General features: G+C 73.7%; 5 protein-coding genes. 1 reads left to right on the top strand and 4 read right to left on the bottom strand.

Going from position 1 to position 20,327, the window contains the following annotated elements; all coding sequences use genetic code 11:
- Window positions 1-37 precede the first annotated feature (37 nt).
- Window positions 38-2,875 (top strand): LuxR family transcriptional regulator, encoded by a 2,838-nt coding sequence (locus JHN45_RS54495; protein ID WP_201052868.1) that lies wholly within the window; start codon window positions 38-40, stop codon window positions 2,873-2,875.
- Window positions 2,876-2,888: 13 nt separating this feature from the next.
- Here the strand turns inward: JHN45_RS54495 and JHN45_RS33725 are convergent, their stop codons facing one another.
- From JHN45_RS33725 to JHN45_RS33750, 4 genes are all read right to left on the bottom strand, one after another.
- Entirely contained in the window at window positions 2,889-4,049 is a 1,161-nt protein-coding gene (locus JHN45_RS33725; protein WP_201052869.1) for an LLM class flavin-dependent oxidoreductase, read from the bottom strand.
- Window positions 4,050-4,093: 44 nt separating this feature from the next.
- Window positions 4,094-8,074 (bottom strand): type I polyketide synthase, encoded by a 3,981-nt coding sequence (locus JHN45_RS33730; protein WP_201052870.1) that lies wholly within the window; start codon window positions 8,072-8,074, stop codon window positions 4,094-4,096.
- 36 nt (window positions 8,075-8,110) lie between these two features.
- Window positions 8,111-16,810, bottom strand: coding sequence for a type I polyketide synthase (locus JHN45_RS53390; protein WP_236584405.1), 8,700 nt, complete (start codon window positions 16,808-16,810; stop codon window positions 8,111-8,113).
- Between the two features lie 60 nt (window positions 16,811-16,870).
- The coding region (locus JHN45_RS33750; protein WP_236584406.1) for an SDR family NAD(P)-dependent oxidoreductase at window positions 16,871-20,327 on the bottom strand (3,457 nt) is incomplete at its 5' end.

The raw sequence follows: 20,327 nt of genomic DNA on the forward strand, positions 1-20,327 counted from the left end.
ACTACGCCACTGCGACGTGTGGGATGTGGAGTCTGCCGTGCTTCTAGTCGAACGTGAGAACCAGATGACGCGACTGCGAGAGCTGCTGGCCGACTGTCTCGCCGGACGTGGGAGCGTGACCGCCGTGAGCGGCCCAGTCGCCAGTGGGAAGACGGAACTCCTGCATTTCTTCGGCGAGTTCGCGGGCAGCGCGGGTGCGGCGGTACTGACCGCGACGGCCCGTTGCTCGGAGCGGGACATCGCGCTGGGGGTCGCCGGGCAGATCTTCCGGAACCGGCACTTCTCGCCGGCGGACCGCGAGCGGGCGCTGCGCCTGCCCGGGGACGGTTCCGGGATCGCGCCGTGCGACGCGGACCTGCTGTCCCACTGCCCGTTGCCCGCACAAGTCAGCCAGATCCAGTGGCAGTTGCTGCACGGGCTGTCGGAGCGGACCCCCGTGGTGGTGCTCGTCGACGATCTGCAGTTCGCCGACGCGGCCTCCCTGGAGTTCCTCATCCAGATGGGACAACGGCTGCGCACCTCGCGGATCCAGCTCGTCGCGGCCGAGTGCGACACGGCGATCGGGGTGAGCACGACCGAACTGTCCTGGCGCACAGGGCTGTTGCGGGAACGGCACTTCAGCAGGCTGCGGGTGCGGCCCCTGTCCCCGCGCGCCACCGGGGAGATGCTGACGGAACTCATCGGCGCCGACCCGGCGGACCGGGCCTCGGCCGACGCGTGGCACCGGCTCAGCGGCGGTAATCCGCTGCTGCTGCGCGCCCTCGCCGAGGACCATCGTGAGCACGGCGCCGTAGGGGCGACCGGACCGATCGCGGGCGAGGAGTTCGGCCGGGCGGTGGACGCCTGTGTCCGGCGCGCCGGGCGGCGGTTCCGCGATGCCGCCCGTGCGCTCGCCGTGCTGGACGCCTCGGACTCGCACGCCCGGCTGGCCCGGCTGCTGGGCAGGCCGCGACCGGGGGTCGACGAGACGCTGGAGGCGATGGACGCCTTCGGTGTCCTCGACGGCGGGCGCTTCCGGCATCCGGCGGCCCGTGCGGCCGTCCTGGCCGGCATGTCCGCCACCGAGCGGGCGGCCCTGCACCGGGACGCGGCACGGCTGCTGTACGAGGCCGGGGATCCCGCTCCGGCCGTCGCCGTCCATCTGGTCGCGGGCCGGCACAGCGAGGAGCCGTGGGTGTTCCCCGTCGTGCTGGAGGCCGCGCGCGAGGCGCTGCGCCGGGACGACACGGCCTTCGCCGAGGCCTGCCTGGACGTGGCCGCCGAGGCCTGCGCGGACGAGGACCAGCGGGTCACGGTGACCATGCTGCGCAGCCTGGTCGACTTCAGGACCGACCCCGACACCGCCTGCCGGCGGCTGCGTCCGCTGATCACCGCCCTGCGGGAGGGCAGGCTGACCGGCTGCCAGAGCGTGTCGCTGCTCGGGCGGCTGCTCTGGAACGGCACCAGCGACGAGATCGGTCTCGCGCTGACCCGCCTGGAGCGGGCCTCGGACACGCTGGACGCGGCCTCCGCCGCCGAGTACCGGGCCGCGCGGGAGTGGCTGCACGCCTCGCATCCGGCGCTGTTGCCGAGGGCCGACGCGCGGACCCGTGGCAGGCGCTCGGTGGTACGGGCGGTCGACGGGACGCCGGGGCAGATGGCGGGCGTACTGAACCGGCTGCTGCGCTCGGGACCCGATCCGGAGAGTGTGCGCGGGGCCGAACTGGCGCTCCAGACCACGGTGTTGGACGACGACGGCTTCGACACCGTGCACCAGGCGCTGGCCGTGCTGGTCTACGCGGACCGGTGCGATCTCGCCGTGGGCTGGTGCGACGCCCTGCTGCGGGAGTCGGCCAGGCGTGATGTCCCGGCGTGGCAGGCGCTGTTCGCGGCGGTCCGGGCCGAGATCGCGTTCCGCCAGGGTGACGTACGGCTCGCCGAGCAGTACGCCCGCCGGGCCATGTCCCTGATGTCGCTGCGGAGTTGGGGCGTTCTGATCGGCTCGCCGCTCTCCGGTCTGCTGCTGTCCGCCGCCGCGACGGGCACGATCACGGACATCGGGGCGCCTCCGGTGTCGGCACTGCCGGAGCAGCTTTTCCAGACCCGGTTCGGTGCCCAGTACCTGCAGGCACGCGGGCGTTGGCGGCTGTCGGTCAACCTGTTGCACGGCGCGCTCGACGATCTGACGCGGTGCGGCCGGCTGCTGCGGGAGTGGGGCGTCGACCTGCCGTCGTTCGTGCCGTGGCGCGGTGACGCCGTAGCGACGCTGTTGCGGCTCGGCAGGACCGACGAGGCCCGTGAACTGGCCGTCGAGCAACTCGCCATGGTGCCGGGCACGCAGCGCCGCACCCGGGGCATGGCGCTGCGGACCGCGGCCTCCGTGTCCGATCCCCGGCGGCGCGCACCCCTCCTGCGGGAGGCGGTGGACCTGCTGGAGACCTCCGGTGACCGGCTCGAACTCGCCCACGCCCTGGCCGATTTGAGCGAGGCCCACACCCGGGCGGGCCAGGGCGACCGGGCCCGGATGGTCGCCAGGCAGGCCCACGACATCGCCGAGGAGAACGGCCTGGTCCCGCTCGTACGACGGCTCGCCGCCCGGGACTCCCGGACCGCGGGACCGGAGCACGGCGCCGGTGACCGCGTCGGAGTCGGTGTGCTGAGCAGCTCGGAGGCACAGGTGGCGGCGCTCGCCGCGGCCGGGCTCTCCAACCGCGAGATAGCCGAGAAGCTGTTCATCACGGTCAGCACGGTGGAGCAGCATCTGACGCACACCTACCGCAAGTTGCGGGTGAAGGGCCGCGCGGACCTGCCGCTCTCGCTGCTGGACCCGGACGGCCGGGAAGGGGGCGGCCTGCCGGAGCACAGGCTCCGGCAGGAGGCCGCGCGGGCGGTCTGACGAGGGGCCCGGCTCAGAGGACGTCGGGGGCGGCCGGCAGCGGAAGTCCGAGCCGCTCCCGCAGAGTTGTGGCCTCGTAGGCGGTGCGGAACGCGCCCCGGGCCTGGAGTTCGGGCACCAACTCGCGGGTGATGGCGGTCAGATCGTGGGGCAGCGCACCGGGCCGCAGCCGGTACCCGGACAGGCCCGCGCCCTGCCATTCCAGCAGCAGGTCGGCGACCTCGGCGGGGGTTCCGACGGCGATGTGGGCGTCGGAGGTGAACTCGCTGCCGTGCGCCTCGTCCAGGCGCGCCTTGCGTTCGGCGGCCCGGCCCGGGGTGGAGTCGAGGAAGACGACCACGTCGGCGAAGACGTGCACCTTCTGGTCCGCGCGCCCGGCCGCGGCCTGCTCGGCTCTGATCTCCTCCACGGTCGCGCGTGCCTCGTCCGTGCTGTGCGGTGTCACCGAGACGACGTCGGCGGACCGGGCTCCGTATCGGTACGGCAGGGTGATGTGGGCGAGGGTGAAGATCAGCGGGTGCCCCTGCGGGGCGCGGGGGGCCAGAGCCGGCGAGTCGATGGTGAGCCAGTCGCCCGCCGCTCCGCCGAGGGGCTCGATCTCGGTGAAGCTGCCGCCGGGGTCGGGGTCGGCGGGCGCGAAGCGGCCGGGCGCGAGGTCGCGCAGCGCCTTCTCGTCGTCGACGCCGTCCCACAGGCCGCGGACGACCCGCACCAAGTCGGCGGCCCGCTCGAAGAGTTCGGCCATCGGCCGCTGCACCTCGGGGGTGAAGAGTTCGGCCAGCTCGATGGGGCGCGCGGGCGTGGTCTGGGTACGCCAGCCCGCCCGGCCGCCGCTGACGTGGTCGAGGGTGGCGATGGCCCGTGCGATGCGCGTCGGCTGGACCTGGTCGACCACACCGGTCGGCACCAGACCGATGTGCTCGGTGCGCGAGGCCACCGCCGCGGCGACGATCAGGGCGTCCAGGCGGTGCCGGACAGGACCGGTCGGGCGCTTCGGCGGGTCCTCCAGCGTCACGAAGTCCAGCAGCCCGCGCTCGGCCTCCTGGACGAGTTCCGTCCAGTGCGCCAGGCCGAAGAGGTCGCCGTCGGGGGCGTCGGGACCCGCGCCCGCGGCGGGATGCCAGCCGACGGTGTCCAGGGCGACGGCGAGGTGCAGCGGCTGTTGTTCGGTCATCGTCATCTTCTCTCTCGTGGTGCGGGTGGTGATCACGGACGGTCTCAAGAGGTGGGCCTGCTCAGCGTGTTCAGCCACTCGTCCACCGCGTTCGCGGTCGTCGCCGAGTGCTCTTCGAGGACCGAGAAGTGGTCGCCGGGAACGTCCGTCGTGTCGTGCGGCAGCCGCCAGAACGCGCGGGTGTCCCGCCCGGGGTCGGCCGGAGTGCCGGGCAGCGGGTCCTCGGCCCGCAGGAGCAGCGTCGGGGCGGTGACCGGCCGGGGCTGCCACGGGCCGAAGGTCCGCAGGTAACTCCCCATGGTGGTCAGGCCGTTGTCGCTCAGCCCCAGGTCGAAGGCGTCGAAGCGGTCGACCATGCCGTTGATCATGGCGGGCATCCACCACTCCATCCCCGGCAGCGCGGCGGTGTCCATCGGATATGTGTCGACCATGGCGAGGCCGACCGGTGCCGTACCCCGTCGTTCGAGCTCGGCGGTCACCGCGTGCGCGACACAGCCCCCGAGGGACCGGCCCAGCACGGCGAACGGCCGCTCCCCTACGAGCAGTTGGACCGCGTCCGCCTGCATCGCGACAAAGGTGTCCGCCGTGTCCGGCAGCGCGCTGTCGGTGGCGTATCCGGGCGCCGGTACGGCGATGACGTCCCGGCGGCCCTGGAGGGCCTGCCCGAAGCGGGCGTACTCGTGCGGGCCGGACAGCGCGGTGAGGGCGGGGAAGCAGATCAGCGCGGTCGGTGCCTCACCCCTGGCGAGTACGACCGGCCCTACGGCGTTGCGCGCGCTGTCGGCCGAGCCGAAGGTGTCCCGCAGCCGTGCGGCGGCCACGATCACCTCGGTGGCGGCCGTGATCTGCCGGGCGGCGCACAGCCGTAGATAGAGCGTGGTGAGCGGACCCTCCGGCCCGGCTGCTTCGGGTCGTTCGGCCTCGCGCAGCAGCTCGCCGAGGTGGGCCGCGAGGGACTCCGGTGTGGGGTGGCGGATCGTGAGGGCTCCGCCGAGCGGGAGGCCGGTCGTGGCGGCGAGGCGGGTGCGCAGTTCGACCGCCGAGAGCGAGTCGAGGCCGGCTTCGACGAACGCCCGTCCTGGCGGCACCGATTCGGCCGTCGGATACCCGAGGACGGCCGACGCCTGCGTGCGGACGAGGTCGAGGAGCGCGGCGTCGAGTGCGGGCCCGGACAGCCGCCCGTGCCGTTCGGCCCAGCTGAGCCCGGGGTCGAGCGGCACGGGGCCCGGGAGGACGGCCGCCTCGCCGGTGCTGCGGGTCACGGTGGCGTCGAGCCAGTGGCGGCGCCGTTGGAAGGCGTAGGTGGGGAGGGCGACCGGGCGCGGGGCGAGTCCCTCGAAGACGGGCCGCCAGTCCACGGCGACGCCGTCGGTGTGCAGTTGCCCCAGCGCCGTCAGCAGGGTGACCGCCTCGGAGCGGCCGGCGCGGAGCACGGGAGCGAGAACGGCCGTGTGCCCCTCGTCGGCAAGGACGTCGCCGGCCATGGCCGTGAGGATGCCGTCGGGGCCCACCTCCACGAACCGGGTCGCGCCCTGGGCGCGCAACTCCCTTACCGCGTCGAGGAATCGGACCGGGCGGCGGGCGTGCTCGGTCCAGTGGTCGGCGGTGCCGAGTTCCCCGGGCCCGGCGAGGGCGCCGGTCAGGTCGGAGACCACCGGCACGACCGGTTCGCGGTAGTGCACGGCCTTGGCCGCCCGGCGGAACTCGTCGAGCATTCCCTCCATGCGGTGCGAGTGGAAGGCGTGACTCACCCGCAGCCGGGAGGTCCGGCGGCCCAGGGCACGGAAGTCGGCCGCGAGGGCGAGTACCGGCTCCTCGTCGCCCGAGACGACCACGGAGCGAGGGCCGTTGACGGCGGCGATCGCGACCGTCTCCTCCAGATCGGGCACGGCCGACAGAGCCGCCGTCACCTCCTCCTCGGTCGCCTCTACGGCGGCCATCGCACCGCCCGCCGGCAGCGCCTGCATCAACCGGCCACGCGCCGCCACCAGCGAAGCCGCGTCGGACAGCGTGAGCACTCCGGCCGCGTGGGCGGCGGCCAGGCTCCCGATCGAGTGACCCGCGACGAGGTCGGGCCGCACTCCCCAGGACTCCAACAGGCGGAAGAGGGCCACCTCCACGGCGAAGATCGCGGGCTGCGCGTATTCCGTACGGTCGAGCAGGTAGCCGTGCTCCAGGGACAGCACCGCGTCGCGCACGGAGTGGGTCAAGTGCCCGGCGCAGTACGGGTCCAGGGCGTCGGCCACCTCGTCGAAGGCGCGGGCGTAGGCGGGGAACTGTGCGTGAAGTTCCCTTCCCATGCCTGCCCGTTGGCTGCCCTGGCCGGTGAAGAGGAACGCGGTCCGGCCGGAGTTGCGGAGGGCGGCGCCCGGGGTGCGTCCCTCGGCCACGGCGCGCAGGCCGGCGAGAACCTCCTCCCCTGTGTCGGCCACGACGACCGCGCGATGGTCGTGGCTCGCGCGCGTGGTGAGCAGGGACCAGGACACATCGACCGGGTCGAGTTCGGGCCGGGCCTCCACGAACTCCGCGATCAGCGCCGCCTGTTGGCGCAGGGCGCCCGCCGATCTGGCGGAGAGCAGCCAGGGCAGGGCTGCGGTGCGGGGAGCGGTCGAGGGTCGCTCGTCGGACGCGGGCTCCGCCTCGGGTGCCTCCTCGACGATCACGTGAGCGTTGGTGCCGCTCACGCCGAACGCGGAGATCCCGGCCCGGCGCGGTCGGCCCGCGTGCGGCCACGGGCGGGCCTCGTCGAGCAGCCGTACTCCACCGCCCGTCCACTCGACGTGCGGGGTGGGGGCGTCGACGTGGAGGGTCTTGGGCAGGACGCCGTGCCGCAGCGACTGCACGGCCTTGATCACACCGGCCACTCCGGCGGCAGCCGCCGTATGTCCGATGTTGGACTTGAGGGAGCCGAGCCACAGGGGCCGGTCTTCGGGGCGTCCGGCACCGTACACCTCCTGGAGCGCCTGGGCCTCGATCGGGTCGCCGAGTGTGGTGCCGGTGCCGTGGCCCTCCACCAGGTCGATGTCGTGCGGGGAGAGTCCCGCAGTTGTCAACGCCCGCCGGATGACGCGCTGTTGAGCCGGGCCGTTCGGTGCGGTCAGCCCGTTCGAGGCGCCGTCCTGATTCACGGCCGTGCCCCGCACCACCGCCAGCACCGGATGCCCGAGCCGCCGCGCGTCCGACAACCGCTCCACCAGCAGCAGCCCCACGCCCTCCGCCCAGCCGGTGCCGTCGGCCGAGGCGGCGAAGGCGCGGCAGCGGCCGTCGGGCGACAGACCGCGCTGGCGCGAGAACGCCACGAAGCCCGCCGGGGTCGACATCACCGTGGCGCCACCCGCGAGCGCGAGGTCGCACTCCCCGGACCGCAGCGCCCGTACCGCCAGATGCAGCGCGACCAGCGACGACGAGCACGCCGTGTCCACCGTCACCGCCGGACCCTCGAACCCGTACGTGTAGGAGATCCGGCCCGAGGCCACGCTCGCGAGGTTGCCGATGCCCAGGTAGCCCTCCAGGTCGGCGGGCACCTCGTCGAGGCGGGTGTGGTAGTCCTGCCCGGCCAGCCCGACGAAGACGCCGGTGGCGCTGCCGCGCAGCGTGCCGGGGTCGATGCCCGCCCGCTCGAAGACCTCCCAGGAGGTCTCCAGGAGCAGCCGCTGCTGCGGATCCGTCGCCAGCGCCTCACGCGGCGAGATCCCGAAGAACTCCGCGTCGAAGTCGGCCGCGTCGTACAGGAATCCGCCGTGCCGGGCATAGCTGGTGCCCGGCCGGTCGGGGTCGGGGTCGTAGAGCGCTTCGAGGTCCCAGCCGCGGTCCTCCGGCCAGGGCCCGATGGCGTCGCCGCCCGTCGCCACCAGCTCCCACAGATCCTCGGGCGAGGCCACGCCACCGGGGAGGCGGCAGCCCATGGCGACGACGGCGATCGGTTCGCGCTGCGCCGACTCCAGTTCACGCAGGCGCTTCTGCGCCTCCCGGCTCTCGGCCAGGGCGCGCTTGAGGTAGTGGCGCAGCTTCTCGTCATCGGCCACTGTCGGGCACCTCCCGCGTCACTCGGTCGTCGTCCATCACGCCTCGCTGTCCATGAGTTCGAAGAGTTCGTCGTCGGTCGCGGACTCCAGGTCGATCTCGTCGCCGTCGTGGGGCCGGGGCAGGTCGCCGCCGAGGCGGGTGACCAACTCCCTTAGCCGGGTGAGGAGTTCGAGTCCGTCCGGGTCGGAGGCCGTGACGTCCGGTGCGACCCGTTCCAGCAGGGCGAGCGCGTCCCGGGCCGTGCCGGGGCCGGTTTCGGGGCCGGTGGGCAGCAGGCCGGCGAGGTGGTCGGCGACGGCCTCGGGGGTGGGGTGGTCGAAGACCAGGGTCGCCGGGAGCTTGCGGCCAAGGGCGGCGGAGAGTCGGTTGCGCAGGTCCACGGCGGTCAGCGACTCCAGGCCGAGTTCCTTGAACGGCCTTTGCGCGCCCACCTCTTGGGCATCGTCGTGGCCCAGTACGTCGGCGGTCTGGCGGCGCACCAGGTCGAGCAGCGCCTCGGTCCGGTCGGCCGGCCCGAGGGCCGTGAGCTGCGCCAGCAGGGCGGCGGAGGCTGCGGGTCCCGTCTCGTCCTCGTCGACACCCACCTGGGCGTCGCCCTCGCGGACGAGCGGTCCGGCCGAGGCCGCCCCCGCGTCCAGCCAGAACCGCCGCCGCTGGAAGGCGTACGTCGGCAACTCCACCCGTGCCGGGCGCAGTTGACGGAAGGCCGGGGACCAGTCCACCGGTACGCCACGGGCGTGCAGGACGGCGGCCGAGGCGAGGAAGCGGTCGAGGCCGCCGTGGTCCCTGCGCAGGGTCTCGGTCACCACGACGCCGACGGCGTCCGCCTCCTCGACGGTGTCCTGGATGCTGCTCGCGAGCACGGGGTGCGGGCTGACCTCGACGAAGACCGTGTGTCCGTCGTCGACCAACTCCCGTACGACAGGCGCGAAGCGCACGGTCTGCCGGATGTTGCGGTACCAGTAGTCGCCGTCCAGTTCCGCCGGGTCGGCGAGCGCGGCGGTGACCGTGGAGTAGAGCGGCACACTGCCCTGACGGGGCGTCACAAAGGCGAGGCGTTCGAGGAGTTCGTCCTTCGCCTCCTCGATCACCGGGGAGTGTCCGGCGACCGTGGCTGCCCTGATCCGCCGGGCGCGTTCGCCCCGTTCCGCGCAGTCCGCGAGGAGTTCGTCCAAGGCGGTCTCGTCGCCGGCGACCACGACGGCCGACGGACCGTTGACCGTCGCCACCGACAGCCGCCCCGGCCAGGCCGCGAGGCGCCGCTCGGCCTCGGCGAGCGGCAGGGCCAGGGAGGCCATGCCGCCCTTCCCGACGAGCCCGGCCAGGATCTGGCTGCGCTCCACGACGATCCGCGCGGCGTCCTCCAGGGAGAGGATCCCGGCCACGCACGCGGCGGCCACCTCGCCCTGGCTGTGCCCGACCACCGCGTCGGGCCGCACTCCGTAGCTCTGCCACTGGGCCGCGAGCGCCACCAGCACCGCCCACAGTGCCGGTTGGGCGACATCGACCCGGTCCAGGGTCGGCGCACCCGCCACCTCGCGCAGGACATCGGTCAGCGACCAGTCGACGTACGGCGTCAAGGCCCGCGCGCAGTCCTCGATCCGCTCGGCGAACTCCGGGGAGGAGTCCAGGAGTTCGTGGGCCATCCCGGCCCACTGCGAGCCGTGGCCGGGGAAGACGAAGACCGTTTTGACACCCTCGGTGGCCACGCCCCGGACGAGGTGTCCGGACGGTTCGCCACGGACCAACGACTCAAGACCCTCGGTGACGGCGTCGGGGTCGGTGGCGACCACGACCGCGCGGTGCTCGAAGTGCGAGCGGTCGGTGAGCAGCGCGTGCGCGATGCCGGCCGCCGCGGACGGCCCTTCGGCGGGGTCCAGCACGGCGAGCAGCCGCGCGGCCTGGGCCGCGAGGGCGGCCGGTGTGCGGGCGGAGAGCAGCCAGGGAAGCGGCGGTGCCGTGTCCGGGGCCGAGGCGTCGGCCAACTCCGTTTCCTCTGACGGCTGTTCAAGAATCACGTGCGCGTTGGTGCCGCTCACGCCGAAGGAGGAGACTCCGGCGCGCAGCGGCCGTCCGTCCGCCTCCCAGCGCCGCTCCTCGGTCAGGAGTCGTACGCCGCCGGAGGTCCAGTCCACGTCCGGGGACGGTTCGTCGACGTGCAGGGTCCTCGGCAGGACGCCGTGCCGCATCGACTGCACCATCTTGATGATTCCGGCGACCCCGGCGGCGGCCTGGGTGTGTCCGATGTTGGACTTGAGGGAGCCGAGCCACAGGGGCCGGTCCTCGGGACGTCCGGCGCCGTAGGCGGCCAGCAGGGCCTGGGCCTCGATCGGGTCGCCCAGGGTCGTGCCGGTGCCGTGGCCCTCCACCGCGTCGATGTCGTGCGGGGCGAGGCCCGCGGTCGCCAACGCCTGCCGGATGACGCGCTGTTGGGCCGGGCCGTTCGGTGCGGTCAGCCCGTTCGAGGCGCCGTCCTGGTTCACCGCCGTACCCCGCACAACCGCCAGCACGGGATGACCCTGGCGCCGCGCGTCGGAAAGGCGCTCCACCAGCAGCAGCCCCACGCCCTCCGCCCAGCTCGTGCCGTCGGCGGTGGCCGCGTAGGCCTTGACCCTGCCGTCGGGGGCGAAGGCGCGGTGCCGGGAGGTGGCGACCATGCCCGAGGGCGAGGCCATCACCGTGACACCGCCCGCGAGTGCGAGATCGCACTCCCCCGACCGCAGTGCTCGTACCGCCAGATGCAGCGCGACCAGCGACGACGAGCACGCCGTGTCCACCGTCACCGCCGGACCCTCGAACCCGTACGTGTAGGAGATCCTGCCCGACGCCACGCTGGCCGCGCTGCCGTTGTGGAGGTAGCCCTCCAACTCCGGCGGCAGGTCGTGCAGTCGGGAGGCGTAGTCGTTGTACATGACGCCGACGAAGACGCCGGTACGGCTGCCGCGGAGGGTGTCGGGGGCGATACCGGCCCGTTCGAACGCCTCCCAGGAGGTCTCCAGGAGCAGCCGCTGCTGCGGATCAGTTGCCAGCGCCTCGCGCGGCGAGATCCCGAAGAAGCCCGCGTCGAAGTCGGCCGCGTCGTGCAGGAATCCGCCGTGCTGGGTGTAGGTCCGGCCGGGTCGTTCGGGGTCGGGGTCGAAGAGGCCGTCGTTGTCCCAGCCCCGGTCGGTCGGCCACGGGGTGATGGCGTCGCCGCCGGACGCGACCAGGTCCCACAGATCCTCGGGCGAGGCCACCCCGCCGGGCAGTCGGCAGCCCATGCCGACGATCACTATCGGGTCGTCGTCCGTGTCCCGGGCCGGGGTGGCGCCGGGCCGCACGGGTTCGGCGGACTGCTCGGTGCGCTGCTCGCCGACCAGTTCGGTGAGCAGGTGACGGGCCAGGGACTGGGGGGTGGGGTGGTCGAAGACGAGCGCCGGCGAGAGTCGCAGTCCGCTGGCCGTGCTCAGCCGGTTGCGCAGTTCCACAGCGGTGAGCGAGTCGAAGCCGAGATCCTTGAACGCCCGCGTGGCGGCGATGCCTTGACGGTCGTCGCGGCCGAGGACGGTCGACGCCTCGGCCCGGATCAGCCCGATCAGGAGTTCCTCGCGGGCCGCCGCGTCGAGCGGGAGCAGACGTGCGGCGAGGGTGGAGCCCGTCGGTTCGGCCGCCGTCCGCGCGATCGGCCTGCGGGTGCGGACGAGGTCCCGCAGGACGGGCGGGAGTTGTGCGGAGTCTGCCCCCTGCAACAGGGCGAGCGGTACGAGCAGGGCGTGGTCTGACGTCCGGGCCGCGTCGAAGAGGGCGAGGCCCTCGGGGGTGGTGAGCGGGCGGGTGCCGTGGCGGGCGTTCCTGCGGTGGTCGGCGCTGTCGAGGTGTCCGGTCAGCTCGCCGTTCTCGGCCCACAGCCCCCAGGCGAGGGAGGTGGCGGCCAGGCCTCGCGAGCGGCGGTGGGCGACCAGGGCGTCCAAGAAGGTGTTCGCGGCTGCGTAGTTGGCCTGGCCGGGGACGCCGAGGATCCCCGCGGCGGAGGAGAAGACGACGAACTCGGAGAGGTCCGCGTCCCGGGTGAGTTCGTGCAGGTTCCAGGCCGCGTCGGCCTTGGGGCGCAGCACGGTGTCCAGCCGGTCGGCGGTCAGTCCGGCCAGGACCCCGTCGTCCAGGGCGCCCGCCGCGTGGATCACGCCGGTCAGCGGATGCTCCGCCGGGATGCCGTCGAGCACCCTCCGCAGGGCGTCCCGGTCGGCCGCGTCGACCGCGTCGACGGTGACGCGGGCACCCAGGTCGGCGAGTTCACCGAGGAACTCCGCCGCGCCGGGCGTCCGCGCGCCCCGCCGTCCGGTCAACAGCAGGTGTCGTACGCCCAGTTCGGCGACGAGATGGCGGGCCACCAGCTTGCCCAGCAGCCCCAGGCCGCCGGTGATCAGGACCGTCCCGTGAGGGGGTGCGAACCGCCGGCCGGGGGAATCGGTGGCGGCGGGCACGAGTCGTGGCACGAGCACGGCGCCGTCGCGCAGGGCGAGTTGGAGCTCCCCCGCGCCGACGGCCGCCGCCACGGCCGTGGCGAACGAGTCGTCCCGGTCGGGGCCGTCCGCGTCCACCAGCAGCAGGCGGCCGGGGTGTTCGGACTGTGCCGAGCGCAGCAGGCCCCAGACCGCGGCGGTCGTCAGATCGGGCGACTCGCCGTCGGCGGACACCGCGCCGGTGGTCACCAACGCCAGCCGTACGGCGGCCAGTTCGGGGTGGGCGAGCCAGTCCTGGACGAGGGCCAGCACGCGGTCCAGCGTCGCCCGGGCGAGCACCGGCACCGGTTCGTCCGTCGCTTCCGTCTCCGCCTCCGTGTCGCGTCCCGAGGTCGGCACCTCGTACCGGACGACATCGGGGACGTCACCGCCCGCGCGGACGGCCTCGGCGACGGCGGCGGGCGTGTCGAATACCGTCTCGCGGCCCGGCACCGGAGTGGACTCGGGATCGGCTGTCCGCAGTACCCCGGTCGTCGCGACACCCGGCCCGGTCGTCGGCAGTTCGGTCCAGCCAAGTCGGTACAGCGGTACGGCGGTTTCGGCGTTCGTGGCGAGCCGGGACGCCGTGACCGGCCGGTACACGAGCGACTCGACGGACAGGACGGGAGCGCCCGCCGTGTCGAAGGCGTCCAGGGACAGCCCGCCGTCGGCGGTGGGCGCGAGCCGGACCCGCAGGCTCGTCGCACCCGAGGCGTGCAGCCGTATCCCGCGCCAGGCGAACGGCAGCAGGGCCTCTCCCGGCTCCGCCCGGAACGTGTCGTCGAGTCCGGCCGCGTGGAAGGCAGCGTCGAGGAGCGCCGGGTGCACCCCGAACTCCCCTGCTGCCGACACCAGTTCCTCGTCGAGCGTGACGTCCGCGAGGATCTCCGTGCCGTGCCGCCAGGCGGCGCGCAGCCCTTGGAAGCGGGGGCCGTAGACCACGCCGGAGTCGGCGAGCAGGTCGTAGAGACCGGTCAGGGAGAGGGAGTTCGCTCCCCGTGGCGGCCAACTCTCCGGCAGGGCAATGGAGTTGACCGGATGGGTCGATCGGGTCAGGGAGCCGATGGCGTGGCGGGTCCAAGGGGCGGCATCGAGGGCACCCTCGGGCCGTGAGTGGAGGGTCACCGTGCGCCGGTCCTGCTCGTCGGGCGCGGTGACGGAGACCTGGATCTGGGCGGCTCCGGTGGCGGGCAGGACGAGCGGGGCCTCGATCACCAGCTCGTCCACGGTGTCCCAGCCGGTCTCGTCGGCGGCCCGTACCGTCAACTCCACCAGGGCCGTGCCCGGTACGAGGATCCGGTCGAGCACCGTGTGGTCGGCGAGCCACGGCTGGGTCCCTACGGAGAGCAGGCCGGTCAGCAGCAGGCCGTCGCCCTCGGCGGGTCGTAGGGTCGCACCGAGCAGGGGGTGTCCGGCGGGGCGCAGCCCGAGTCCGGAGGCGTCGGCGGCCCGGGCGGCGGCGGGCGCGAGCCAGTAGCGCTGCCGTTGGAACGGGTAGGTGGGCAGGTCTGCCTCGGCCGCGCGCGGTCCCGTGAGCACCGGGCTCCAGTCCACGTCGACCCCGCTGACGTGGGTCCGGGCCACGGAGTCGAGGAAGCGGAGAGGGCCGCCCTCGTCGCGGCGCAGTGATCCGGTGACGGTGACGGGCCGCGCGGTCTCCGCCTCCGTCGCCTCCGCCGTCTCCTGTACGGCGGCGGTCAGCACCGGGTGCGGGCTGGTCTCGACGAAGACGTCGTGGCCCTCGGCGACGAGCTTGCGGATCGCCGGTTCGAACAGGACGGTCCGCCGGAGGTTCGTGTACCAGTAGCCGGCGTCCATCGTCGTGGTGTCGAGCCAGTCGCCGGTGACCGTCGACAGCAGGGGGATCCGCGCGGCCCGGGGGGTGACGGGCGCGAGGACGTCCAGGAGTTCCCGGCGGATAAGTTCGACCTGGGGCGAGTGCGAGGCGTAGTCCACGGGGATCCGGCGGGCGCGGATGCCGTCCCGCTCGCAGGAGTCGACGAGTTCGTCCAGGGCTGCGGGTTCGCCCGCGACCACCACGGCGGAGGGCCCGTTGACCGTGGCGAGCGAGATACGGCCCTCCCACGGGGCGATCAGGTCCGTGACCCGCGACTCGGGCAGCGCCAGCGACACCATGCCACCGGCGCCCGAGAGGGCACCGAGGGCCCGGCTGCGCAGCGCCACCACTCGGGCCGCGTCGTCGAGCGAGAGGGCACCCGCGATGTGGGCGGCGGCGATCTCGCCCTGGCTGTGCCCGACGACCGCGTCCGGCCGTACCCCGTACGACTGCCACAGCCGCGCGAGGGACACCATCACCGCCCACAGCGCGGGCTGTACGACGTCCACGCGGTCGTAGCCGGGTGCGCCCTCGGCGCCGCGCAGGACCGCCGTCAGGGACCAGTCGGTGTGGGGTTCCAGCGCGCGGGCGCAGTCGGCGATGCTGTCGGCGAACACCGGTGCGGTGTCGAGGAGTTCACGAGCCATGCCGACCCACTGCGAGCCCTGTCCGGGGAAGACGAACACGGTACGGGGGTCGGTGCCGGCGCTCCCGCGCACGAGGCCCGGCGCGGGTTCGCCCGAGGCGAGCGCGTCGAGTCCGGCGAGCAGGGTGTCCTCATCGTCGGCGACGACCACGGCCCGCTCCTCGAACTCGGCCCGGCCTACGACGAGTTCGAGGGCGGTGGCCGCCAGGTCGGGGCTGTCGCCGACTCCGTCTCCGGAGCGGAGGTGCGCGGCGAGCGCTGCGGCCCGGTCGGCGAGTGCCGTCGGGGTGCGGGCGGAGAGAACGAGGGGCAGGGCGGTGAAACCCGGCTCCGGCACGGCAGTTGAGCCGGGCTCCGGCTCGGTCGAGGACGTGTCCGTCGTAGCGGGCTCAGGGGCCTGTTCCAGGATGATGTGCGTGTTGGTGCCGCTCATGCCGAAGGCGGAGACCCCGGCCCGGCGCGGCTGTCCCGTCTCGGGCCACGCGCGGTGCTCGGTCAGGAGGGAGACCGCGCCGGACGCCCACTCCACGTGCGGGGAGGGTTCGTCCACGTGGAGGGTCTTGGGCAGGACGCCGTACCGCATGGCCTGCACCATCTTGATGATCCCGGCCACTCCGGCGGCGGCCTGGGTGTGCGCGATGTTCGACTTCACGGAACCGAGCCACAACGGTCGGCCGTGGGTGCGGTCCTGGCCGTAGGTGGCGAGGAGTGCCTGTGCCTCGATCGGATCGCCCAGGGTCGTGCCGGTGCCGTGCGCCTCGACCGCGTCGACGTCGGCGGCGGTCAGGCGGGCGTCGGCGAGGGCCTGGCGGATGACCCGTTGCTGGGCGGTGCCGTTCGGGGCGGTCAGGCCGTGCGAGGCGCCGTCCTGGTTGGCCGCGGTCCCCCTGATGACGGCCAGCACCCGGTGGCCGAGGCGCCGCGCGTCGGAGAGCCGTTCGACCAGCAGCAGGCCCACCCCCTCGGACCAGCCGGTCCCGTCGGCGGCGGACCCGAAGGCCTTGCAACGGCCGTCCGGGGAGAGTCCGTGCTGCCGGGAGAACTCCACGAAGGTCGACGGCGTGGTCATGACGGTCACTCCACCGGCCAGCGCGAGGTCGCACTCGCCCGAGCGCAGCGACCGCACCGCCAGGTGCACGGCGACCGAGGAGGCCGAGCAGGCCGTGTCGACGGTGACGGCGGGGCCTTCGAGGCCGAAGGTGTACGAGATCCGCCCGGAGGCGACGCTCGCCGCGTTGCCCGGGAGGATGTAGCCCTCCAGATCCTCGGGGACGGCGCCGGCGGGAGGCGCGTAGTCGTTGCCGTTGGAGCCGACGAAGACCCCGGTGGCGCCGGCCCGGAGGGTGGCGGGGCGGATGCCCGCCCGTTCGAAGGTCTCCCAGGCGGTTTCGAGGAGCAGCCGGTGCTGGGGGTCCATGGCCAGCGCCTCGCGGGGCGAGATGCCGAAGAAGTCGGGGTCGAAGGCGCCCGGGTCGGTGAGGAACGCGCCGCGCCGGGTGGACGAGGTGCCGGGCCGGTCCGGGTCCGGGTCGAAGAGCGTGGCGGGGTCCCAGCCCCGGTCGTCGGGGAAGTCGCCCACGACGTCGCCGCCTTCGGAGACCAGCCGCCACAGGTCCTGCGGGGAGTCGATCCCGCCGGGGAAGTGGCAGCCCATCCCCACGATGGCGATCGGCTCCCGCTCGCTGTCCTCGGCCTCGCGCAACCTCCGTCGGGTGTCGTGGAGTTCGGCGGTGACCCGTTCCAGGAGGTGCCGCATGCGGCTGTCGTTCATGAATCCGTCCTTCGTGCGCGCTGCCCGGTTCAGGGGAGGCAGTCGAGGGGGTGACAAGGGTCAGGAGATGCCGAGTTCCTTGCCGATGAAGTCGATCAGCTCGTCGTCGGTGGCGGACGAGAGCAGCGTGTCGAGGCGGTCGGGCTCGGTCGGGGACTCGTGCACCGCGCCCTCGTCCTTGTCTGTGACGAGGCGCTCGTAAAGCAGTTCGGCGACCGCGTGCGGTGTGGGGTGGTCGAACACCACGGTGGTGGGCAGGCTCAGCCCGGTGCGCCGGTTGAGGCGGTTGCGCAGCTCGACGGTGGTGAGGGAGTCGAAGCCCTGTTCCTTGAAGCCCCGGTGGACATCCACGGAGTCGGCCGACCGGCCGCCCTGCACCTCGGCCACCTGCGTCCGCACGAAGCGGAGCAGCAGCCTGCGCCGTTCCTGCTCGCCATCGAGCGCCGTCAACTCCCCTACCAGGCCTGCCGGTTGGTCGTCCGTCTCCGGGACGGCGGCGGTAGTGACAGCACCGGTGAGCGCTTCGAGGAGTGGGTGCGAGCGCAACGCGGCGAGGGACGCCCAGTCGGCGCGGCAGACCACGAGGTGGGTCTCGTCCTCGTCCAGGGCCGATTCCAGTGCCTCGACGGCGAGTTCGGGCGCCATCGGCAGCAGTCCGTACCGTTCACTACGGCGCGCGGTCTCGTCGTCGGCGATGCCCTCGCCCGCCCACAGGCCCCAGGAGACGGAGGTGGCCGGCAGTCCCGCGGCGCGCCGCCGGAAGGCGAGGGCGTCGAGATAGGCGTTGCCCGGCGCGTAGTTGGCCTGCCCGGGGGTGCCGGTGATGCCGGTGGCGGAGGAGAAGAGCACGAACGCCGACAGGTCGAGATCGCGGGTGAGTTCGTCCAAGTTGCGGGCACCGACGGCCTTTACGCGCAGCACCCGGTCGAGTCGCTCCGGGGTGAGCGCGGTGAGTGCGGTGTCGTCGAGCACGGCCGCGGTGTGGACGACCGCTGTCAGGGGGTGTTTCTCGGGGACCGAGGCGAGCACCCGGGCGAGAGCGTCACGGTCGGACACGTCGCACGCGGCGAAGGTCACCCGGGCGCCCAGCGCGGTCAGTTCGGCGCTCAGGACATCGGCGCCCGGTGCGTCGGCGCCCCGCCTGCTGAGCAGCAGCAGATGATCGGCACCCTTGCGAGCCAGGAGACGTGCGGTGTGCCGGGCCAGTGCTCCGGTGCCTCCGGTGACGAGGACCGTGCCCCGGGGCGTCCAGCCGTCCGCCTCCCCGTGAGCGCGGGCCACAGGCGCCGCGACCAGCCGCCGGGCGAACAACCCCACGGCGCGTACGGCGAGTTCGGCCTCCCGATGACGGCCGGCGAGGGCGGCGAGCACCTTGGCGGCGGCGCTGGTGTCGGCCCGCTCCGGCAGGTCTACGACACCGCCCCAGCCGGGGACCTCGGTGGCGGCGACGACAGCGAGCCCCCAGACGAGCGCCCCGGTCGGATCGGTCACCGGGTCGCCGGTACCGGTGGTCACCGCGCCCCGCGTCGCGCACCACAGCGGTGCCTGGACACCGATGTCGTCCAGGGCCTGGAGCAGCGCCGTGGTGGCGGCCAGCCCCCTCGGTACGGCGGGGAGTTCGGGGTCCGAGTCATGCTCGAGCGAGAGCAGGGACAGCACACCGGTCACGGGTTCCTCCGCCGCCCGGCCGATCGTGTCGGTGAGCTGCGCGGCCAACGAGGCACGGTCCGGGCGGAGTTCGGCGACGACGACACGGTCGACCCGCGCACCGGCCTCGGCGAGGGCGTTCTCCAGGAGCGGCCCCCAGGTGTCGTACGGCCGTGTCCCGTCGTCGGTGCGGGCGGGCAGCAGGAACAGCCAGCGCCCCCGCACCGTGCGCGGCGCCGCTTCCGGCACCGGCTGCCAGCGCACCCGGTGCCGCCAACTGTCGGTCTCGGCCGCCCTGTTGCGCTCGCCGTGCCATGCCGCGAGCAGCGGCAGTACGGCGTCGAGTGCCTCGCGGCGGCCGGGGTCGGAGATGCCGAGGGTGGTGGCGAGGGCGTCGAGTTCTCCGTGGTCCACGAGTTTCCAGAAGCTGTCGTCGTGGGCCGGGGTGGCGTCGGGAGCCGGTCGGTTCTCGGGCGGCCGGGACCAGTGGCGTTGGCGCTGGAAGGGGTAGGTGGGCAGGTCCACCCGGCTCGGCCCCGAACGGCCGACGACCGCGCTCCAGTTCACGTCGACGCCCCGCACGTGGGCCGTGCCGAGGGCGGCGAGCAGGTTCTCCGGCTCGGGACGGCCCCGGCGCAGCAGCGCGGCGAGGGCGGGTGGGGGTGTGCTGTCGTCGGCGAGCGGGGGTGTCTCGTCGCCGGGCCCGCCGAGCAGGGCCTCCTGGGCCAGTGCCGTGAGGATCGCGTCGGGGCCGAGTTCCAGATAGGTGGTGACTCCGTCGGCCTCCAGTCGGCGTACGACGTCGAGGAAGCGGACCGCGCCCCGGGCGTGTGCCGCCCAGTATTCGGGCGGGATCGGCCGGTCGTGGGTGAACAGCGTGCCGTCGAGCGCGCTCAACAGGGGAATGTCGGGCGGGAGATGAGGGAGTCGTTCGGCGACCTCCCCCAGTCCCCCGGTCATCGGGTCCATGAGCGGGGAGTGGAAGGCGTGGCTGGTGCGCAGTCGGCTGGTCCGGCGGCCACGGGCCCGGAAACGCTCCGCGGTCGCGGTCACGGCCGCCTCCTCGCCCGAAATCACCGTCGAGGCGGGGCCGTTGACGGCGGCGATGTCGATCAGCCCTTCCTGACCGGCGAGTTCGGCCAGCACCTCGTCCTCGGAGGCCTCGACGGCGACCATCGCGCCGCCCTCGGGCAGGTTCTGACCGGCGACGACGTCGGGGCGTACGCCCCAGGATTCCAGCAGCCGGAACAGCGCCACTTCCAGGGCGAACAGGGCGGGTTGGGTGTATTGGGTGCGGTCGAGTTCGCCGGCCACGTCCGCGAAGACGATGTCCCGCAGGCACAGCGGGGCTGGTGCGTGCGCCGCCAGATGTGTGTCGAGCGCGGCACAGACCTCGTCGAAGGCTGCCGCGAAGACGGGGTGGGCCTCGTACAACTCCCTTCCCATGCCGGGTCGTTGGCTTCCCTGCCCGGTGAAGAGGAACGCGAGTCGGCGGTGTGGGGTCGACTGTCCGTGTACGACTCCTTCGGTGGACTCGGCGTGGGACAGCGCGCGTACGGCGGTGCGGAAGTCGGCCGTTTTCCGGGCCACCACGACGGCACGGTGGGCGAACAACGGCCTCCGGGCGAGAGCGTGTCCCCAATCGGCGGCGGATCCGGGCGCGAGTGCCGGCTCCGGTTCGGTCGATGCCGTCCGCTCCAGCAGCGCGCCGAGCCGTGCGGCCTGGTCGCGGAGTGCCTGCGGAGTGCGGCCCGAGAGAACCCACGGGACCGGAAGCCCGCCATCCGGGACGGGACGCGTGGGCTCCGCCGGGGTCGGGGCCGGGGCCGGGGTCGGATCCGGGGGCGCCGCTTCAAGGACGAGATGGGCG

The sequence above is a fragment of the Streptomyces sp. MBT53 genome (assembly GCF_016654115.1).
Lineage (GTDB): Bacteria > Actinomycetota > Actinomycetes > Streptomycetales > Streptomycetaceae > Streptomyces.